The following is a 16,053-nucleotide window of genomic DNA, read 5'->3' on the forward strand; positions in this document are numbered from 1 at the left end:
CCCGCCCTCATTGTTGTCACAGGTCTTCGTCGCCTGCTATTGGGGCCGCTTCGCGCCCCTTCGCGGGCACGCCCGCTCCCACATGGTCTGGCGTAGAACCTGTGGGAGCGGGCGTGCCCGCGAAGGGGCGCGAAGCGGCCCCAATAGCAGGCGACGAAGACCTGTGACAACAATGAGGGCGGGATACCTTGAGCACTGCCGGAAAGTCCATCCTGATGGTCGACGACGATCAGGAAATTCGTGAACTGCTGCAAACCTACCTGAGCCGTGCCGGCTTCCAGGTCCACGCCGAAGCCGATGGCCAGGGTTTTCGCCGCGCCTTGGAAAATATCCCCTGCGACCTGGTGATCCTCGACGTCATGCTGCCCGACGAAGACGGCTTCAGCCTGTGCCGCTGGGTGCGCCAGCATCCGCGCCAGTCACGGGTACCGATCATCATGCTGACCGCCAGCTCCGATGAAGCCGACCGCGTCATCGGCCTGGAACTGGGCGCCGATGACTACCTGGGCAAGCCGTTCAGCCCGCGTGAACTGCAGGCGCGGATCAAGGCCCTGCTGCGCCGCAGCGAGTTCGGCCAGGCCGCGCCAGCCAGTGCCGTGCTGGCCTTCGACGACTGGCGTCTGGACACCGTCAGCCATCGGCTGTTTCACCGCGACGGCGAAGAGGTGATTCTGTCCGGCGCCGACTTCGCCCTGCTCAAGCTGTTTCTCGACCACCCTCAACAGATCCTCGACCGCGACACCATCGGCAACGCCACCCGCGGCCGTGAGCCGATGCCGCTGGACCGCATCGTCGACATGGCGGTCAGTCGCCTGCGTCAGCGCCTGCGCGACACCGACAAGCCTGCGCGGCTGATCCGCACCGTGCGTGGCAGTGGTTACCTGCTGGCAGCCCATGTCTGCTGCGCTTCCTGAGCGGCGCTGGCGCCTGCTGCCGCGCTCGCTGCTGGGGCGCATGCTGCTGCTGACCTTGCTCGTGGTGCTGCTGGCCCAGGGCCTGTCGAGCCTGATCTGGGTCGCCCAGCTGCGTGCCAGCCAGTTGCAGGGCCTGCGTGCCAGTGCCGGTAGCCTGGCCCATTCCATGAGCGCCAGCGTCAGCTACTTCCGCTCGCTGCCGGTGGCCTATCGGCCGATGGTGCTCGATCAATTGCGCAGCATGGGTGGCACGCGCTTTTTCGTGTCGCTCAACGACAAGCCGCTGGACATGCCGGTGTTGCCCATCACGCCACGCAAGCAGGCGGTGATCGATGTGTTCCAGGACGTGCTGCACGAGCGGCTCGGCGAACAGATGGAGATTTCCGTCGAGTTCGTCGCCCCCGATGATCTGCGCATCTTCAACAGTGGCCTGAAGCTCGATGAGCTGCCGCGCTCGTGGGCGCATTACTCGTTGACCCTGGAGCCGCTCAACCCGCCGGTGCTGGTGACCCAGATCCGCCTGGACCAGGGCGAATGGCTGTACATCGCCTCCTTGCTGCCCGAACCCTACACCAGCCTCGAAACCGAACGCCTGCCACGCCAGCAGATCGGCTTCATCGTCCTGACCACTGCTTTGCTGCTGCTGTTCATCGGCTTGCTGGTGCACTGGCAGAGTTGGCCGCTCAAGCGCCTGGCACGCGCCGCGCGCGAACTGTCATTGGGCGCCGATGTGGCGCCGGTGGCCGAAGGCGGCGGCAGCGAGGTGGTGGAAGTGGGGCGGGCGTTCAACAGCATGCGCGAGCGCATCAGCCGTTACCTGACCGAGCGCTCGCAGTTGTTCAGCGCCATTTCCCACGACCTGCGCACACCGATCACGCGTTTGCGCCTGCGCGTGGAACTGCTCGAGGACGAGCGCCTGCAGGCCAAGTTCAGCCACGACCTCGACGAGCTGGAGCTGCTGGTCAAGGGGGCTCTGCAGTGCGTGAAGGACACTGACATCCACGAGAACATCGAGCCGATCGACCTCAACCAGGTGCTGGAGATTCTCGCCGAGCCGTACCTGGGTGACGGCCGTATCACCGTCGAAGGGCGAGCCGTGTCGCCCTACCCGGGCAAGCCACTGGCCCTGCGCCGCTGTATCGGCAACCTGATCGACAATGCCATCAAGTATGGCGAGCGGGCACACTTGCGCATCATCGACAGTGCCGAGGGCTTCGTGCTGCAGGTGGATGACCAGGGCCCGGGTGTGCCGCAACAGCAGATGGAACAGGTGTTCGAGCCGCATTTTCGCCTGGCGGGCCAGCAGCAGGGCTACGGGCTGGGCCTGGGTATCGCACGCAACATTGCCCATAGCCACGGGGGCGAGGTAAGCCTGCTCAACCTGCGCGAAGGCGGTTTGCGGGTGACGCTGTATCTGCCAAGGGGCGTGGAGTGAGCTGTGTCACAGGTTGGTGACACAACCGACCCCCTTCGTGACATCCCGGCCAGGACGGCTGGCTAGACTTCACCGACGATACGCAAGGAACGCGCTGGCCCATGAATACCCCTGATCTGTCCCCCGGCAGTTGGCTGGGTTCAACCGCACATGCCGCCTGGCTGCAGGCCGAAGGGCAACGCCTGCTGGCGTTCGCCAGGGCTTCGCAGCTGCCTGAGGGTTTCGGCTGCCTCGATGTTCAGGGCTGCCTGCCGCCTGCTGCTGGCAGCGAAACCCTGCAGACCACGCGCATGACCCACAGCTTCGCCCTGGCTCATCTGCAGGGTGAGCCAGGCTGCCTGCCATTGGTCGAGCATGGCGTCAGCGCCTTGCGCGGTGCCTTGCACGACAGCCGTCACGGCGGCTGGTTCGCTCGCCCTCAAGGGCAGGGCGACAGCACCAAGGCCGCCTACCTGCATGCCTTCGTCGCGCTGGCCGCGAGCTCTGCAGCCGTCGCGGGCGCCGTGGGTGCCCAGGGTTTGCTGGTGGATGCCATCCATATTCTCGAAGCGCGGTTCTGGAGCGAAGAAGAGGGCGCCCTGCGTGAGTCGTTCTCCAGCGACTGGCAGCAGGTGGAGGCCTATCGCGGCGCCAACAGCAATATGCACGCCACCGAGGCATTCCTGGCCCTGGCCGATGTCACCGGCGATACGCTGTGGCTCGATCGCGCCCTGCGTATCGCCCAACGCATCATTCACACCCATGCTGCCGCCAACGGCTATCGGGTCGTCGAGCATTTCGACGCGCACTGGCAGCCACTGCCGCACTACAACCGCGATGATCCCGCCGACCACTTCCGGCCTTTTGGCACCACGCCCGGCCATGCCTTCGAGTGGGCGCGATTGCTGTTGCATCTGCAGGCAGCTCGCGAGCTGGCCGGCTTGCCTGCACCGGGCTGGTTGCTGGGCTGCGCCCGTGGGCTGTTCGACAGCGCTTGCCGCGATGCCTGGAGCGTCGATGGCAACGAAGGCATCGTCTACACCCTGGACTGGGACAATCGCCCGGTGGTACGCGAGCGCCTGCACTGGGTGCACGCCGAGGCCTGCGCCAGTGCAGCAGCCCTGCTGCGGCGTACCGGCGAAGCGCAGTACGAGCGCTGGTACCGCTGCTTCTGGGGCTTCATCGACGGCCATTTCATCGACCGGGTGGCCGGCAGCTGGCATCACCAACTCGACCCGGGCAACCGGCCTGCCGCAACCATCTGGGCGGGCAAGCCGGACCTGTATCACGCCTATCAGGCAGTACTGTTGCCGAGGCTGCCGTTGGCGCCGAGCCTGGCGACTGCCGTTTCAGGTTATGTAACCAAACGATGACATTCGCGCATCGCTTCGTTACCTGGCGAGGCGGGCGCGCTGATTAGACTCCATGCAATGCAAGCGACCGACTTGCCCCGCATAACAACAAGAAAGGTACTCCGATGAATTCGACGCTCCGCCTCGCCGCCGCGATTTCCCTCGCCTCGCTCCTGCCGCTCAGTGCCTCCGCCGCCGAATCCAAAGGCAGTGTCGAAGTGGTGCACTGGTGGACCTCCGGTGGTGAAAAAGCCGCGGTGGATGTGCTCAAGGCCCAGGTCGAGAAAGATGGCTTCACCTGGAAAGACGGCGCTGTCGCAGGTGGCGGTGGTGCCACGGCCATGACGGTGCTCAAGAGCCGTGCAGTGGCAGGCAATCCGCCAGGTGTTGCGCAAATCAAGGGGCCGGACATCCAGGATTGGGCTGCCACCGGCCTGCTCGACGCCGATGTGCTCAAGGGCGTCGCCAAGGACGAACAGTGGGATTCGCTGCTCGACAAGAAAGTCGCCGACACCGTGAAATACGACGGTGACTATGTCGCGGTACCGGTCAACATCCACCGCATCAACTGGTTGTGGATCAACCCTGAGGTATTCAAGAAAGCCGGCATCGACAAGGCGCCGACCACCCTCGACGAATTCTACGCCGCGGCCGACAAGCTCAAGGCTGCCGGTTTCATTCCGCTCGCCCATGGCGGCCAGCCCTGGCAGGACAGCACGGTCTTCGAGAGCGTGGTGTTGGCGGTGATGGGCGTGGAGGGTTACAAGAAAGCGTTGGTCGATCTGGACGAAAAAGCCCTGACCGGCCCCGAGATGGTCAAGTCGCTCGCCGAACTCAAGAAAGTCGCTACCTACATGGACCCTGACGGCAAGGGCCAGGACTGGAACCTCGAAGCGGCCAAGGTCATCAACGGCAAGGCCGGCATGCAGATCATGGGCGACTGGGCCAAGAGCGAGTGGACCCTGGCCAAGAAGACCGCCGGCAAGGATTACCAGTGCGTACCGTTCCCCGGCACTGACAAGGCGTTCCTCTACAACATCGACTCGCTGGTGGTGTTCAAGCAGAACGACAAGGGCACTGCCGCCGGCCAGCAGGACATCGCCCGCAAGGTGTTGGGCGAGGACTTCCAAAAGGTCTTCAGCTTCAACAAGGGCTCGATCCCGGTGCGCAACGACATGCTGGCCGATATGGGCAAGTACGGTTTCGACGCCTGCGCCCAGACCTCCGCCAAGGACTTCCTCGCTGACGCCAAGACCGGCGGCCTGCAGCCGAGCATGGCGCACAACATGGCCACCACGCTGGCCGTGCAGGGCGCCTTCTTCGATGTGGTGACCAACTACATCAACGACCCCAAGGCCGACCCGGCCGATGCGGCGAAGAAGCTGGCGGCGGCGATCAAGGCAGCCAAGTAAAGGCTGGCGCGATCTCTGTAGGAGCGGCCTTGTGTCGCGAAAGGGCTGCACAGCAGCCCCAATCCGGTGCGCTCGATCTGTCAGGAAGGTGATGGTTTTGAGTCCGTGGGGGCTGCTGTGCAGCCCTTTCGCGACACAAGGCCGCTCCTACAGCCAGTGTGGCAGCGCCTGAAAGGTGACCCATGACAACAGCAACCGCCCAACTGCGGGCCTCCCCCCTGGACGCGCTGCAGCGCTGGCTACCAAAACTGGTGCTGGCGCCGAGCATGTTCATCGTCCTGGTGGGCTTCTACGGCTACATCCTGTGGACCTTCGTCCTCTCTTTCACCACCTCGACCTTCCTGCCGACCTACAAATGGGCGGGCCTGGCGCAGTACGCCCGGCTGTTCGACAACGACCGCTGGTGGGTGGCGAGCAAGAACCTGATGCTGTTCGGTGGCCTGTTCATCGCCATCAGCCTGGCCATCGGCGTGCTGCTGGCCGTGCTGCTGGACCAGCGCATCCGCCGCGAAGGCTTCATCCGCACCATCTACCTGTACCCCATGGCGTTGTCGATGATCGTCACCGGTACCGCCTGGAAATGGCTGCTCAACCCCGGCATGGGCTTGGATAAACTGCTACGTGACTGGGGTTGGGAGGGCTTTCGCCTGGACTGGCTGATCGACCCTGACCGGGTGGTGTACTGCCTGGTGATCGCCGCCGTTTGGCAGGCCTCGGGCTTCATCATGGCGATGTTCCTCGCCGGCCTGCGTGGGGTCGACCAGTCGATCATCCGCGCCGCGCAGATCGATGGCGCCAGCCTGCCACGCATCTACTGGACCGTGGTGCTGCCCAGCCTGCGTCCGGTGTTCTTCAGCTCGCTGATGATTCTTTCGCACATCGCCATCAAGAGCTTCGACCTGGTGGCGGCGATGACGGCCGGGGGCCCGGGCTACTCCTCCGACCTGCCAGCGATGTTCATGTACTCCTTCACCTTCAGCCGCGGCCAGATGGGCATGGGCTCGGCCAGTGCCATCCTGATGCTTGGGGCGATCCTGGCGATCCTCGTGCCGTACCTGTACTCGGAGCTGCGGAGCAAGCGCCATGCATAGTCCAACAGATAGACCGGCGCTGAGCCTGAGTCGAGTTGCCATCCACGCCGTACTGCTGATCGCCGTGCTGCTCTACCTGGTGCCGCTGGTGGTGATGCTGCTGACCAGCTTCAAGTCCCCGGAAGACATCAGCACCGGCAACCTGCTGAGCTGGCCCGCCGTGATCACCGGCATTGGCTGGGTCAAGGCCTGGGGCACGGTCAGTGGCTACTTCTGGAACTCGATCATGATCACCGTGCCAGCGGTACTGATTTCTACCAGTATCGGTGCGCTGAATGGCTATGTGTTGTCGATGTGGCGCTTCCGTGGCTCGCAGCTGTTCTTCGGCCTGCTGCTGTTCGGCTGCTTCCTGCCGTTCCAGACTGTGCTGCTGCCGGCGTCGTTCACCCTTGGCAAGCTGGGCCTGGCCAGCACCACCAGCGGCCTGGTGCTGGTGCACGTGGTCTACGGCCTGGCGTTCACCACGCTGTTCTTCCGCAACTTCTACGTGAGCATCCCCGATGCCCTGGTCAAGGCCGCGCGCCTGGACGGCGCCGGCTTCTTCACCATCTTCCGCCGCATCATCCTGCCGATGTCGACACCGATCATCATGGTCTGCCTGATCTGGCAGTTCACCCAGATCTGGAACGACTTCCTGTTCGGCGTGGTGTTCTCCAGCGGCGATTCACAGCCGATCACCGTGGCCTTGAACAACCTGGTCAACACCAGCACCGGGGCCAAGGAATACAACGTCGACATGGCGGCGGCGATGATTGCCGGCCTGCCAACCCTGCTGGTCTACGTGGTGGCAGGCAAATATTTCGTCCGCGGGCTCACGGCCGGCGCGGTCAAGGGGTAAGTCATGGCAACGCTCGAACTTCGCAATGTGAACAAGACCTACGGCAGCGGCCTGCCAGACACCCTCAAGGACATCCAGCTGTCGATCAGGGATGGTGAGTTCCTGATCCTGGTCGGCCCTTCGGGCTGCGGCAAATCGACCTTGATGAACTGCATCGCTGGCCTTGAGAACATTACCGGCGGCGCGATCCTCATCGATGACCAGGACGTCAGCGGCATGAGCCCCAAGGATCGCGACATCGCCATGGTGTTTCAGTCCTATGCGCTGTACCCGACCATGAGCGTGCGCGAGAACATCGAATTCGGCCTGAAGATCCGCAAGCTGCCGCAGTCGGCCATCGACGAAGAAGTGGCGCGGGTGGCCAAGCTGCTGCAGATCGAGCACCTGCTTGCACGCAAGCCGGCGCAGCTGTCCGGCGGCCAGCAACAGCGTGTGGCCATGGGCCGGGCGCTGGCGCGGCGGCCGAAGATCTACCTGTTCGACGAGCCGCTGTCCAACCTCGACGCCAAGCTGCGGGTCGAGATGCGCACTGAAATGAAACTGATGCACCAGCGCCTGAAGACCACCACGGTGTATGTGACCCACGACCAGATCGAGGCCATGACCCTTGGCGACAAGGTGGCGGTGATGAAGGACGGCATCATCCAGCAGTTCGGCACGCCACAGCAGATCTACAACGACCCGGCCAATCAGTTCGTCGCCAGTTTCATCGGTTCGCCACCGATGAACTTCATTCCAGTGCGCCTGACCAAGCAGGACGGGCGCCTGTTGGCGGTGCTCGACAGTGGCCAGGCGCGCTGCGAACTGCCGTTGGGGCCGGCCAACGACGACCTCGATGGTCGCGAGATCATTCTCGGCATCCGCCCCGAGCAGATCGCCCTGGGCGCAGGCGAGGGCAACGGCCTGCCCGGTATCCGCGCCGAAGTGCAGGTGACCGAGCCCACCGGGCCGGACCTGCTGGTGTTCGTCACCCTCAACCAGACCAAGGTCTGTTGCCGCCTGGCGCCGGACATTGCCTGCCGGGTCGGCGACAGCCTGAACCTGCAGTTCGACCCGGCACGGGTGCTGCTGTTCGATGCCGACAGCGGCGAGCGTTTGCACCTGGCCAGCAGCAATACCGCCGTAAAGGACAACGTGGCTCACTTCAAGGGCCGCTAATTCGTCTACACCATCAATAAGAAAAAAGAGGACGCAAAGGGATGGAACAGCGCAATCGCATCAGGACCTTGGGTTCACTGGCCCTGCTTGCCGTGGTTGGCAGCAGCGGCGTGCAGGCTGCCGAGGCATTTTCCAGCGAGTCGAAATGGATGACCGGCGATTGGGGCGGTACCCGCACCGAACTGCTGGACAAGGGCTACGACTTCACCCTCGACTACGTGGGCGAGGTGGCCGGTAACCTGCATGGCGGCTATAACGACGACAAGACCGCACGCTACAGTGACCAGTTCGCGCTTGGTGCCCACCTGGACCTGCAGAAGATCCTCGGTTGGCACGATGCCGAGTTCAAGCTGGCGATCACCGAACGCAGCGGCCGCAACCTGTCCAACGACCGCATCAGCGACCCCCGCGCCGGGCAGTTCAGCTCGGTGCAGGAAGTGTGGGGCCGTGGCCAGACCTGGCGCCTGACGCAGATGTGGGTCAAGCAGAAGTATTTCGACGGCGCGCTGGACGTGAAAGTCGGCCGCTTCGGTGAGGGTGAGGACTTCAACAGCTTCCCCTGCGACTTCCAGAACCTGGCCTTCTGCGGCTCGCAGGTGGGCAACTGGGTCGGCAGCATCTGGTACAACTGGCCGGTCAGCCAGTGGGCACTGCGGGTCAAGTACAACATCACCCCGGAATTCTTCGTGCAAGTCGGCGCTTACGAACAGAACCCGTCGAACCTGGAGACCGGTAACGGCTTCAAGCTCAGTGGCAGCGGCACGAAAGGCGCAATCCTGCCGGTCGAGATGGTCTGGTCGCCCAAGGTCAATGACCTGCCGGGTGAATACCGCCTGGGTTACTACTACAGCACGGCCAAGGCCGATGACGTGTTCGAGGACGTCAACGGCAACCCGCAGGCGATCACCGGCCAGGACTTCAAGTCGCACTCGAGCAAGCACGGCTGGTGGGTGGTGGCGCAGCAGCAGGTCACCGCCCATGGCGGCGACATCAATCGCGGCCTGAGCCTGTTCGCCAACTTCACCGTGCACGACAAGGCCACCAACGTGGTCGACAACTACCAGCAGGTCGGCCTGGTCTACAAAGGCGCCTTCGACGCCCGGCCCAAGGATGACATCGGCTTTGGCGTAGCCCGCATCCACGTCAACGATGACGTGAAGAAACGCGCCGAGCTGCTCAATGCCCAGAACGGCATCGACGACTACGACAATCCAGGCTTCGTGCCGCTGCAGCGCACCGAGTACAACGCCGAGCTCTACTACGGCTTCCACGTCACCAACTGGCTGACCGTGCGGCCCAACTTGCAGTACATCAAGAGCCCGGGGGGTGTGGACGAAGTCGACAACGCGCTGGTCGCAGGTTTGAAGATTCAGTCGTCTTTCTAAGCGAACTTGTTGTAAATTTACGCCAATCCAAATTCGGCTCCCGGCACCCACTGGCTTGCAGTGGTTGTCGGGGATAGGCCGAGATAGCGCTATCTCAAACAACAAGAGCTTGGAACCATGCCTGAACATCCGCTACATCGCTTCTTTTCCTCGCAGCGGCCGCGGCCGACATTCGAGTGGGAGCGTTACCAGCAGCGCGATGTGCTGATCATCGACCATCCCCGTTGCCAGGCGGTGTTCAGCCGCCAGGGTGCGCAACTGTTGCACTTTCAGCCGGCCGGTGAGCGGCCCTGGCTGTGGTGCGCCGAGCAATGGCCGCAGGTGGGTGCCATCCGCGGTGGTGTGCCGGTGTGCTGGCCCTGGTACGGCCGCCACCCCAGCGAAGACCTGTGGCCAGCCCATGGCTGGGCGCGCTTGCTGGACTGGAAGCTGGTGGACAGCCGCGAAGACGAGGAGGGCGTCAGCCTGAAGTGGCGGCTGGACCTGTGCGACTGGCAGGTAGACCTGCACGCCAGGCTCGGCAACCGCATGGAGCTGAGCCTGAGCACCGAGCACCAGGACAGTGAACCTTGCCAGTTGAGCCATGCGCTGCTGGCCTACTGGCGTATCAGTGACGTGTCTGAGATAGCGCTGTCTGGGCTCGAGGATATCGAAGGCTATGACCGCCTGAGTCGCCAGGCCTGCCGTGAAGACGGTGCACTCAAGCTCAAGGGTGGCTGCCAGAAGGTCTACCCGGGCACGCCGCGGGTGCAGTTGCAGGACCCGGCCTGGGAGCGGGAGCTGTGCATCGACACGGGCGACAGCGACGATACCGTGGTCTGGCACCCGGGTAATCGGCCGCTGATGGGCGTCAGCGGCCGTGAATGCCAGGGTTTCGTCTGCGTCGAGGCGGCCAGTGGCAGTGGCGAGGGCCTGAGCCTGGCGCCGGGGCAGCGCGCGCACCTGCGGCTGCAGGCGCACCGGCTCAGTTGAGTTCGTCGTCCTCGATCGGGTAGCGGCTGGCGTTGAGGCTTTCCTTGATCTTGCGCAAGTGCGGCTGGAAGTCCACGCCGCGGCGCAGGGTCATGCCGGTGGCCAGCACGTCGAGCACGGTCAGCTGAATGATCCGCGAGGTCATCGGCATGTAGATGTCGGTGTCTTCCGGCAGCGGAATGTGCAGGCTCAGGCTGCAGGCCTGGGCCAACGGCGAGCCGGCAGCGGTCAGACCAAGCACCGAGGCGCCGTTTTCCCGGGCCAGGCGTGCTACTTCGACCAGCTCGCGGGTGCGCCCGGTGTAGGAAATGATCACGAACAGGTCGCCGGTGTGCGCCACCGAGGCCAGCATGCGCTGCATCAGCACGTCAGCGTGGGCCGATACCGCAAGGTTGAAGCGGAAGAACTTGTGCTGGGCATCGAGAGCCACCGGCGCCGAGGCGCCGAGGCCGAAGAAGTGGATCTGCCGGGCCTGGATCATCATGTCCACGGCGCGGCTGACCTGTTGCGGGTCCAGTTGCTGGCAGGCGCTGTCGAGCGAGGCGATGGCACTGCCGAAGATCTTCTGGGTGTAGGCTGCCGGGTCGTCGTCGGCTTCCACCGCACGGCTGACATAAGCGGCGCCGCTGGCCAGGCTCTGCGCCAGTTGCAGCTTGAGTTCCGGGTAGCCGCTGACGCCGAACGAGCGGCAGAAGCGGTTGACGGTCGGTTCGCTGACCTTGGCCGCCTGGGCCAGCGCGGCGATGCTGAAGCGGGTGGCTTGTTGCGGGTTGAGCAGGATGACTTCGGCGACTTTGCGTTCGGCCTTGTTCAGCTCGTCGAGGCGTCCCTGGATCTGTTCCAGGAGGTTTCGCACGCGGTCCATGGGTGTGTCCTTGGGTCGAGAAGACAGCCGGCTGTGTGAGCAGCAGGCCTTTTGCACGGTCGTCTATCGTACTGTCGGTGCGATTGGCGTACCACTTGTCTGTAACGCTTGTGTGTAATGTTGTGGTTTTTACTACATTATCCCTTGAAAACCGTGTGTGAAAGCGGTATTCCTAGACCAACTTTAGGAAAGAACCAACATCATGGCTGCGATCAGTGTCGAACCTTGCACCTTTGCCCTGTTTGGCGCCCTTGGCGACCTGGCACTGCGCAAGCTGTTTCCCGCGCTCTACCAGCTCGACCGTGCCAACCTCCTGCACGCGGACACCCGCCTGCTGGCGTTGGCCCGCGAGGCCGGCAGCGCCGAGGATCACCTGAACACCATCGAAACGCACCTGCGCCGGCATGTGGCCGAGGCTGAAATCGAGCCCGCCGCCTTGGGGCGTTTCCTGGGCCGCCTGCGCTACCAGCACTTGGACTTCCTGCAGCCCGAAGGCTACCAGGCCCTGGCCGAACAACTGGGTGCCGAGCAGCCGCTGATCGCCTACTTCGCCACGGCGGCGGCCGTCTACGGCGCCATCTGCGAAAACCTCGACAAGGCTGGCCTGGCCGCCCGCACCCGGGTGGTGCTGGAAAAACCCATCGGCCATGACCTGGAGTCATCACGGCGGGTCAACGATGCCGTAGCGCGGTTCTTCCCGGAAAGCCGGGTCTATCGCATTGACCACTACCTGGGCAAGGAGACGGTGCAGAACCTGATCGCCCTGCGTTTTGCCAACAGCCTGTTCGAAACCCAGTGGAACCAGAATTCCATCTCCCACGTGGAGATCACCGTGGCGGAGAAGGTCGGCATCGAGGGCCGCTGGGGCTATTTCGACAAGGCCGGCCAGCTGCGCGACATGATCCAGAACCACCTGCTGCAACTACTCTGCCTGATCGCCATGGACCCGCCCAGCGAGCTGTCGGCCGACAGCATCCGTGACGAGAAGGTCAAGGTCCTCAAGGCACTGGCACCGATCACCGGCGAGGGCTTGAGCACCCGCGTGGTGCGCGGTCAGTACATTGCCGGCTACAGCGACGGCAAGCCGGTGCCTGGCTACCTGGAAGAAGACAATTCCAACGCGCAGAGCGACACCGAAACCTTCGTCGCCCTGCGCGCCGACATCCGCAACTGGCGCTGGTCGGGCGTGCCGTTCTACCTGCGCACCGGCAAGCGCATGCCGCAGAAGCTGTCGCAGATCGTCATCCATTTCAAGGAGACGCCGCACTACATCTTCGCCCCGGAACAGCGTTTGCAGATCGGTAACAAGCTGATCATCCGCCTGCAACCGGACGAAGGCATATCCTTGCGGGTGATGACCAAGGAGCAGGGCCTGGACAAGGGCATGCAACTGCGCAGTGGCCCGCTGCAGCTGAATTTTTCCGACACCTGGCGCAGCGCGCGGATTCCGGATGCCTACGAGCGCTTGCTGCTCGAAGTGATGCGTGGCAACCAGAACCTGTTCGTGCGCAAGGACGAGATCGAGTATGCCTGGAAGTGGTGTGACCAGTTGATCGCCGGCTGGCGTAACGCGGGCGATGCGCCCAAGCCATACGCGGCGGGGTCCTGGGGGCCGATGAGCTCGATTGCATTGATCACGCGCGATGGGAGGGCGTGGTATGGCGATATCTGAATTGAAGCTGCCAGCGGCCGTGCAGGTGCACGACCTGGCGGATGCCAAAGCACTGGCCGCAACCCTGGCCCAAGACGTGGCCGAGCACCTGCGTGCAGCCATTGCCGCCAAGGGTCAGGCCTGCGTGGTGTTGTCTGGCGGTCGCAGCCCGGTGCCGTTCCTCGAGAAGCTGGCGGGTGAACAGCTGGACTGGACCAAGGTCACCGTCAGCCTGGCCGACGAGCGCTGGGTGCCGGTGGAGCACGCCGACAGCAATGCCGGGCTGCTGGCCCGCCACTTGCTCAAGGGCGCTGCCGGCAAGGCCCGCTTCGTCGGGCTGTATCAGCAGGCCGAAAACCTCGACACGGCCGCAGGCAACGCCGACCAGGCCTTGGCAGCGCTGCCGCCGATCGATGTGCTGGTGCTGGGCATGGGCGACGATGGCCATACCGCCTCGCTGTTCCCGGGCAGCCCCAACCTTGCCGAAGGCCTGGACCTGAACAGCACGCGCCGTTGCCTGCCGATGCTGGCCCCGAGCGTACCGCACCAGCGCCTGTCGATGACCCGTTCACTGCTGGCCGGCGCGGCATTCATCGCGCTGTCCGTGCAAGGCCCGGGCAAACTCGCTACCCTGCGCGCCGCGCTGGCGGGCAACGACCTTTCCGAAATGCCGATTCGCGCCTTTCTTCACGACCCCCTGGACATCTACTGGTGCCCATGAGCCAAGGATCCACTGTCATGACCACCCTTGAACGCCCACAGCCCAAGCTTTCGATGGCGGATAAAGCCGCCCGGATCGATGCCATCTGCGAACAGGCGCGCATCCTCCCGGTAATCACCATCGCCCGTGAGGAAGACATCCTGCCACTGGCTGACGCCCTGGCTGCTGGCGGTATCCGCACCCTGGAAGTGACCTTGCGTTCGCAGCATGGCCTGAAGGCTATCCAGGTGCTGCGTGAGCAGCGCCCAGAGCTGTGCGTCGGCGCCGGCACCGTGCTCGACCGCAGCATGTTCGCGGCGGTGGAAGCCGCTGGCGCGCAGTTCGTCGTCACGCCGGGCATCACCCAGGACATCCTCGAAGCCGGTGTCGACAGCGAGATCCCGCTGCTGCCAGGCATCAGCACGCCGTCCGAGATCATGATGGGCTATGCCCTGGGCTACCGTCGCTTCAAGCTGTTCCCGGCGGAAATCAGCGGCGGTGTGGCCGCGATCAAGGCCTTTGCCGGCCCGTTCGGTGACATCCGCTTCTGCCCGACGGGTGGCGTGAACCCGGCTAACGTGCGCAACTACATGGCGCTACCTAACGTGATGTGCGTGGGCGGCACCTGGATGCTCGACAGCAGCTGGATCAAGAACGGCGACTGGGCGCGGATCGAGGCGTGCAGCGCCGAGGCGATGGCACTGCTGGACGCCAACTGAATCTGTTGTGTGCTTTACGGCTTATGGGGCGCTTGGTCGGCGCCCTTTTTTTTTGCCGCCCGCTAGCGGGTCACTGCTTCGAGCTTCGCTACCAGGGCGAAGGTGCCGATGAGTAGCAAGGCACGGAACAGCAATACCGCGATACGTCCCTGGCGCATGATCAGCCAGCACCATGAGCGGCTCTGGCGAGACAGCTCGGGTGCCTTGAACACCAGGCGCTCGGCGAAGAAAGCCCGTACCCCCTGGTCGATCAGAGCGTCGTCGCAGGCGATGCCCTGGGCCTGGTAATAGGTGCGGATGCGTTGCGCCACTTCTTCGCGACGGCGCGGCAGGTCCAGGTGATCCTGCGCCTGCCGTTGCTGCAGGCGCAGCTGATCGACGAGGGCCATGGCCCCCATCTGTTCGCTGAGCGAGCCTTGCTTCACTGCGCTGCCTTGGTCAGCAGGTTGGAGAAGGCGCGTTTGGCGTCTTCGACGGCCGTGGCGATGTCCTGCGCGGCCTTGGTCGACTCGGCACGGTAGGTCTCGGTCAGGCCTTTCATGTCGTTCTGGAAGTCCAGGGTGGCCTGGGCCAGCGCGCGTACCGATTCGACCCGCAGAGTCGAGCCATAGCTGGCCTTCATCGCCGCGCCGAGCTGCTTGTTGCCCAGCTCGCCCAACGCCTCGAGGCCCTTGTTGATGCCGGCAGTGGTGGCGTTGAGGGTGTGGGTGGCCTCGGCCATGCCCTGGTTGGCGGTGAACGACACGGCCAGGCTGGTGAGCACCACTTCGTTGGTGGAGAAGAACGAGATCATGCGCTGGTACTGGCGCTCCTTGACCACGTGCACCTGGCTGATGCGGGCGAACACCATCTCGGCGGTGTTGTAGCCGACCCGCAGGTCGTCGGCGATGTCCTTGACGATCTGGTAGCTCTTGTCTTCATTCTGCAGCGCGCGTACCGCCTCGTCGCGGGCCAGCTCAAGGGCTGCGCGCTGGGCCGGTTCCTGCCCTTCGGCGGCGGCCACGGTGGCGTTGGCGGCATCCAGGGCCTGGGTGCGCTGCTGCAGCGACTGCCCGGCGAGGGTCAGCACCTGCTGGGCATCGACCTCGGCAGTCTTCATGGCCAGGCGGAAGTCCATGTACGACTCGAGGATCAGGCCTTCCCGAGTGATCTGGTCACTGGCGGCTTCGCACACGTCGAGGTAGTGCTTGCGGATGTCCTCGAAACGGCTCGGGATCGAGCCGCGGCGCATGTTCATCCAGGCCATCTTCAGGCGTTCGACGGTGTCCAGGCGCCCGTCGTCCATCCACGAGGCCATCGCGGCAGCATCCTCGCGGATCGAGGTGAAGCTGTCGGTGATGTTCATGTAGCGGTGCGAGATGTCCATGCCGGCGATCTGTTCGCGCACGGTCTGGTTGAACAGGGTCGCCTGTTGCAGCACTGCGGCAATGCCGGTGACGCGTTGTTCGTCGTAGTGCGCGACCTTGTCCAGCAGTACCAGCACCGGGGCCGGTTGGGTCGGCTGGCTGAAGGAGATACCGAGTTGGCGCAGGCCGTCGAGGGCGCGTTGGAGGTATTGGCTCATGGGTGTCCTTGCCTGAGT

The 16,053-nt window shown here is 64.1% G+C and carries 15 protein-coding genes; 12 read left to right on the plus strand and 3 right to left on the minus strand.

The features are described 5' to 3' along the window. Positions 1–188 precede the first annotated feature (188 nt). The 9 genes from gltR (at position 189) to J7573_RS17115 (ending at position 10,536) form a co-directional block, all read left to right on the plus strand. Positions 189–914 carry a two-component system response regulator GltR gene (gltR, locus tag J7573_RS17075; protein ID WP_294337674.1) on the plus strand — a complete coding sequence of 242 codons (726 nt, stop codon included), beginning with the start codon at positions 189–191 and terminating at the stop codon, positions 912–914. Beyond that, positions 895–2,349, plus strand: a complete 1,455-nt coding sequence (locus J7573_RS17080) for an ATP-binding protein (RefSeq protein ID WP_294337677.1) — start codon at positions 895–897, stop codon at positions 2,347–2,349. Before gltR ends, J7573_RS17080 begins: the two co-directional genes overlap by 20 nt. Positions 2,350–2,450: 101 nt before the next feature. Further along, positions 2,451–3,701 carry an AGE family epimerase/isomerase gene (locus tag J7573_RS17085; protein WP_294337679.1) on the plus strand — a complete coding sequence of 417 codons (1,251 nt, stop codon included), beginning with the start codon at positions 2,451–2,453 and terminating at the stop codon, positions 3,699–3,701. A gap of 104 nt (positions 3,702–3,805) precedes the next feature. Then, entirely contained in the window at positions 3,806–5,092 is a 1,287-nt protein-coding gene (locus J7573_RS17090; protein ID WP_294337682.1) for an ABC transporter substrate-binding protein, read from the plus strand. A gap of 182 nt (positions 5,093–5,274) precedes the next feature. Next, positions 5,275–6,183 (plus strand): sugar ABC transporter permease, encoded by a 909-nt coding sequence (locus J7573_RS17095; protein ID WP_294337684.1) that lies wholly within the window; start codon positions 5,275–5,277, stop codon positions 6,181–6,183. Then, the gene (locus J7573_RS17100; protein ID WP_294337686.1) at positions 6,176–7,021 is read left to right on the plus strand and encodes a carbohydrate ABC transporter permease; all 846 of its coding nucleotides are present in this window, start codon (positions 6,176–6,178) and stop codon (positions 7,019–7,021) included. The genes J7573_RS17095 and J7573_RS17100 overlap by 8 nt, the downstream gene beginning before the upstream one ends. Before the next feature lie 3 nt (positions 7,022–7,024). Continuing rightward, positions 7,025–8,179 (plus strand): sn-glycerol-3-phosphate ABC transporter ATP-binding protein UgpC, encoded by a 1,155-nt coding sequence (gene ugpC, locus J7573_RS17105; protein WP_294337687.1) that lies wholly within the window; start codon positions 7,025–7,027, stop codon positions 8,177–8,179. 41 nt (positions 8,180–8,220) lie between these two features. Next, positions 8,221–9,564 carry a carbohydrate porin gene (locus J7573_RS17110; RefSeq protein ID WP_294337690.1) on the plus strand — a complete coding sequence of 448 codons (1,344 nt, stop codon included), beginning with the start codon at positions 8,221–8,223 and terminating at the stop codon, positions 9,562–9,564. Positions 9,565–9,681: 117 nt separating this feature from the next. Further along, positions 9,682–10,536, plus strand: a complete 855-nt coding sequence (locus J7573_RS17115; RefSeq protein WP_103445509.1) for a D-hexose-6-phosphate mutarotase — start codon at positions 9,682–9,684, stop codon at positions 10,534–10,536. Here the strand turns inward: J7573_RS17115 and hexR are convergent. Continuing rightward, on the minus strand, positions 10,529–11,392 hold the full coding sequence (hexR, locus tag J7573_RS17120) for a DNA-binding transcriptional regulator HexR (protein WP_177326722.1): 864 nt from the start codon (positions 11,390–11,392) through the stop codon (positions 10,529–10,531). The two genes, J7573_RS17115 and hexR, sit on opposite strands and share 8 nt — an antisense overlap. Positions 11,393–11,603: 211 nt before the next feature. Between hexR and zwf the strand changes: the two genes are divergently transcribed. From zwf to J7573_RS17135, 3 genes are read left to right on the plus strand one after another with little or no spacing between them, the layout of a single operon-like run. Continuing rightward, positions 11,604–13,073, plus strand: coding sequence for a glucose-6-phosphate dehydrogenase (gene zwf, locus J7573_RS17125; protein WP_294337693.1), 1,470 nt, complete (start codon positions 11,604–11,606; stop codon positions 13,071–13,073). After that, positions 13,060–13,773 (plus strand): 6-phosphogluconolactonase, encoded by a 714-nt coding sequence (gene pgl / locus J7573_RS17130; protein ID WP_294337696.1) that lies wholly within the window; start codon positions 13,060–13,062, stop codon positions 13,771–13,773. The genes zwf and pgl overlap by 14 nt, the downstream gene beginning before the upstream one ends. A 17-nt stretch (positions 13,774–13,790) precedes the next feature. Then, complete coding sequence (locus J7573_RS17135; RefSeq protein WP_294337698.1) at positions 13,791–14,471, plus strand: bifunctional 4-hydroxy-2-oxoglutarate aldolase/2-dehydro-3-deoxy-phosphogluconate aldolase; 681 nt, start codon at positions 13,791–13,793, stop codon at positions 14,469–14,471. Positions 14,472–14,533: 62 nt separating this feature from the next. Here J7573_RS17135 and J7573_RS17140 read toward each other — a convergent pair whose 3' ends face one another. Next, positions 14,534–14,896, minus strand: coding sequence for a DUF6384 family protein (locus tag J7573_RS17140; protein WP_294337700.1), 363 nt, complete (start codon positions 14,894–14,896; stop codon positions 14,534–14,536). Then, a complete protein-coding gene (locus J7573_RS17145; RefSeq protein ID WP_294337703.1) occupies positions 14,893–16,035 on the minus strand; it encodes a merozoite surface protein 3b in 1,143 nt (380 codons plus the stop codon). Before J7573_RS17145 ends, J7573_RS17140 begins: the two co-directional genes overlap by 4 nt. Positions 16,036–16,053: the final 18 nt, after the last annotated feature.

This window comes from Pseudomonas sp. (assembly GCF_017744435.1).
Lineage (GTDB): Bacteria > Pseudomonadota > Gammaproteobacteria > Pseudomonadales > Pseudomonadaceae > Aquipseudomonas.